The following is a 3,616-nucleotide window of genomic DNA, read 5'->3' as shown; positions in this document are numbered from 1 at the left end:
ATACCGTCTTCATCAGGGTTATCTAAAATTCCTTCCTCAATTTGTGAAACCTCAACAAGTGAGCCAGCCCCTAGGAGTTCGGCAGGCAATTCTATTGAATTAGGAATCCCGTCGTTGTCTGAATCAATGTCAAGCTCGTTTGGCACTCCATCAGCATCAATATCCGGTTCTTCTCCACCACCCTGACCGAAACCACCAAAAACCTGGATGCGATGATTAAATGTGTCAGCAACGTATATCTTGCCACTTTTATTATCCACATCAATGCCTATAGCACCAAGCCCAGTAAACTGACCATCGCCACTGCCAGCGGAGCCAAACTTGAAAAGGAAATTGCCACTCGGATCAAACAATTGAACTCGGGAATTAAGTGTATCTAAAACGTATATATTGCCTTCTCTATCTACCGCCACACCACGGGGGTGATTAAACTGACCATCGCCACTACCCATAGTGCCAAACTTAAGAAGGAAATTGCCATTAGAATCAAATTTCTGGACTCTATTAATTTCTTCATCTACAACAATTATATTGCCTGCGAAATCTACCACCACGTCATGGGGAAGCCTAAATTGACCGTTGCCTGTGCCAAATGCGCCGAATTGGAAAAGAAATTTACCCGTGGCATCAAAAACCTGAATGCGATTATTAATAAAATCGGCAACGTATATATTGATTTTGCCATCTGTTGATATTCCCAGCCCACCGGAGCCAAACTTGAAAAGGAAATTGCCCTGTGAATTAAACACCTGGATACGACTTGGTTCGCTTCCAAAACGTCCATTATCCAAAATATAGACGTTGCCTGAGATGTCCGCCGCTACCCCGTTTGTGAGCCCAAACTGGCCATCGCCTCTTCCCCCAATGCCTGCTCTGCATGGTTTTGTAGAATTTGTACAGATTTGGAATTCATTCTTTCCATCTTGAACGCCAAATCCCCACATACGGAGGAAATTACCATCTTTATCAAACTTCTGGATGCGATTATTATCCCTGTCTGCAACGTAAATGTTTCCGGAGCTATCCACTGATAGGGCAAGCGGGACATTATACTGGCCTTCGCCACTGCCAGGGGAGCCAAACTTGAAAAGGAAAGTTTGCGCGCTCGCCACTCCCACGTTTATCATAGTTGCCAATAGCAACGATAAAATAACAAAAATAAAAAGCTTTACTATAGTACTCACTTTGATTGAACAATCTTTCAAAGGCTTTATCCCAATTAGGAATCTCTTCATTAAGGTTGATTTAATCATTTTCTCCACCCATCCTGTTTTTAATGAGTGATGTATTATAGCACATAATATCAAGAAAGTGTTAAATTTTTTTGGATTTTTCCAGATGTCGATACAAAGTGAAAATGCCACATATAATCAAATGTAACAACCACAATTTTACCTGTTAGAGTAGGAAAAAGGGGTCAAATCTTTTGTTAATAAGTATTGTTCACAATCTCTTCCACCTTCTTTCTGAACCTTTTATCGTTATCCATTTTCACCCTTATCCAGTTACAAGCCCATCCCACTACGCCATAGCTACTCACTCCAAACACTCCTGCTACCTCATTTAGCTTCATATCACATAACCGCTTCACTAAATACATCCCTACCTTCCTCGCCTCACTACCAGTTCCCCTCCTCCACCTTAGCACCTCATCAACTCCTGCCCCATATGCCGTAGCCACATTGCTAACTACCTCCTCTACCGACGGCCTCAACCATTCCCTCTCATGCCTAGGATGCTCTCCTCCTAATCTTGCCTACCTTCTCTCTTACCCTTTCCTTAAACACCTCTCCTCCTAATATTGGACTCTTACGACCTCTAGTGTAAAACTCTTCCAGCTTATCTTCATTCCCCGATAAAACAAACTCCTGAAATTCTCTTACACCACTAAATTCCTCCAATAACTCAGTTGCATTAAGCCACTTCGGTGCCTTTTTTGGTTTCAAATAGTCCTTATGGCTGCTCCACTCATAATCTTCTGGTTCTTTAACCATCCGAGCCTCAATTGGATTCAAATGTATGTATCGCACTACAGCACTCAAATATCTATCACCGTCGACCACAATTGCCTTATATCGACCCCGAAATATAGGACCGTCCCGCCCATGCATTCTATTAAACCTCTGGGTGTATACACCATCCACATGGCGCATGACACGAGAAAGATTTCCTTCTGGCGTTCTCAGGCAGATATGATAGTGGCTACTCATCAAACAGTATGCAAAGACTTCAATACCCCAAAGCTCGTGGGTCTCAGCAAGGGTCTTTAGAAACTCTTCATAGTCTGGTGTCTCTACAATTATCTTTTGACGTGCAATCCCACGATTCATGACATGATATATTGCACCTGGAAACTGGATCCTAAGTGGACGAGACATCTTAGATAAATATAGGGGCATCAACTAGACTTGTAAACAAAAGATTTGACCCCTTTTTCGCATAACCATATTCGATTAAAACGTTAGCATTAGGGACTAGTCTAAATTTCTTCGTGTTAGGATTTGTTTTGAACGTTTTAGCCACAAAAGTTAAATCCGCTAAAAACATTTCGCAATTATCAATCTTATTAAAGATGGTTTGTACTATTGGTGGCGACCCTGGAGTATTCCTTGTATCATGGTCTAATTCTAGAATTTGGTCATCTTTTCTTGGAGAACTATCGATTTCCACCTCCTGATTTACTATTTTAATAGCTTCCTCAATTGATTCTTTTATAAAGTTTCTGTTGATATTAGATGGCAAATCACTTTGCCAAGAATAAAAAACAGTTTTCATTATATATATTCTATAGATTAAGAAGACAAATTAAAATATTTTTGAAAGGTTCACTACATCTGAGACAAATAAGAGCGGTTATAACTCTTCGTCCAATATACTCGTCTCTTCCCATTCATTCTCTCCACATTTAGGGCATTCCACCATTTCTTTGGTTTTAGTAACTTTACGTTTTTCCACCAGGAAACCACAATTTTTACATTCTAGATATTGCTTATCAGTTATGTAACCGTAGAACGCTACAAGCGCTTCAAGGAAGCCGAACATTTCTCGCCTTCTTGTAAATTTTTTAACTCATCTATTGTTAATTCTCAATTAATTAGCTTGACACATTTATCCAACAAATTGTACAATGTGATTAGTTGCTAAGGGTGCGGTTAATACTTGAGTTGGGGAAGTAGTACGCATTAATTCTTCTGATTCTATTTTCCTCCCTTTAGTTTCAACTCTTTAGAAACAAAATTATTAAGGAGGTATGTATATGTCTACTATCGGTAAGACTCAAATAACAATAATTTTCATAGCTCCCCCGAACCTTGTTTCGGAAGGCGATAAGCTATTCGCAAGCCACGCTCGATGGATGGAGAGAACACACTACAGAGAAGGTGAAAAGGCATTACTCCGATACAATATTATAAAAGCGCCTGAACTAAAGGAGCCGTTTAATCCTTCTTCTGAGCCTACGGGAAACACGATGTTCGTGCTTGACGAACTGTATGAGACCCAGGCTGGTCTGGATGACCATTGGAAACAGGCAGCAGAGAACTGGGAAGACCTAGGTGCGATATTAGAGTGGGCAGGCAAGTGCAAAGTCATTACAGCGCACAATGGAAAAGCTGTT

The 3,616-nt window shown here is 40.6% G+C and carries 6 protein-coding genes; 1 reads left to right on the top strand and 5 read right to left on the bottom strand.

Features of this window, described 5'->3' with window-relative positions; genetic code table 11:
* From VGA95_07505 to VGA95_07485, 5 genes are all read right to left on the bottom strand, one after another.
* Nucleotides 1-1,253: 6-bladed beta-propeller (locus tag VGA95_07505; GenBank protein HEX9666393.1), on the bottom strand; the 1,253-nt coding region annotated here is incomplete at its 3' end.
* 176 nt (nucleotides 1,254-1,429) lie between these two features.
* A complete protein-coding gene (locus tag VGA95_07500; GenBank protein HEX9666392.1) occupies nucleotides 1,430-1,714 on the bottom strand; it encodes a hypothetical protein in 285 nt (94 codons plus the stop codon).
* 16 nt (nucleotides 1,715-1,730) lie between these two features.
* Nucleotides 1,731-2,378: a transposase gene (locus VGA95_07495; GenBank protein HEX9666391.1), complete on the bottom strand. Its 648-nt coding sequence runs from the start codon at nucleotides 2,376-2,378 to the stop codon at nucleotides 1,731-1,733.
* Nucleotide 2,379: 1 nt separating this feature from the next.
* Entirely contained in the window at nucleotides 2,380-2,775 is a 396-nt protein-coding gene (locus VGA95_07490) for a hypothetical protein (protein ID HEX9666390.1), read from the bottom strand.
* Nucleotides 2,776-2,853: 78 nt separating this feature from the next.
* Entirely contained in the window at nucleotides 2,854-3,042 is a 189-nt protein-coding gene (locus VGA95_07485) for a hypothetical protein (protein ID HEX9666389.1), read from the bottom strand.
* Nucleotides 3,043-3,256: 214 nt separating this feature from the next.
* Here VGA95_07485 and VGA95_07480 point away from each other — a divergent pair.
* Nucleotides 3,257-3,616 (top strand): hypothetical protein (locus tag VGA95_07480; protein HEX9666388.1); only part of this gene is annotated, 360 nt, incomplete at its 3' end.

The organism is Thermodesulfobacteriota bacterium, assembly GCA_036397855.1.
Classification (GTDB): domain Bacteria; phylum Desulfobacterota_D; class UBA1144; order Nemesobacterales; family CSP1-2; genus DASWID01.
This window is presented reverse-complemented; position numbering and strand designations above follow the sequence as displayed.

Excerpts from the sequence above, each read along its gene's own strand:
- VGA95_07495 (HEX9666391.1), bottom strand. The coding sequence starts at position 2,378 with ATGTCTCGTCCACTTAGGATCCAGTTTCCAGGTGCAATATATCATGTC.
- VGA95_07490 (HEX9666390.1), bottom strand. The coding sequence starts at position 2,775 with ATGAAAACTGTTTTTTATTCTTGGCAAAGTGATTTGCCATCTAATATC.
- VGA95_07485 (HEX9666389.1), bottom strand. The coding sequence starts at position 3,042 with ATGTTCGGCTTCCTTGAAGCGCTTGTAGCGTTCTACGGTTACATAACT.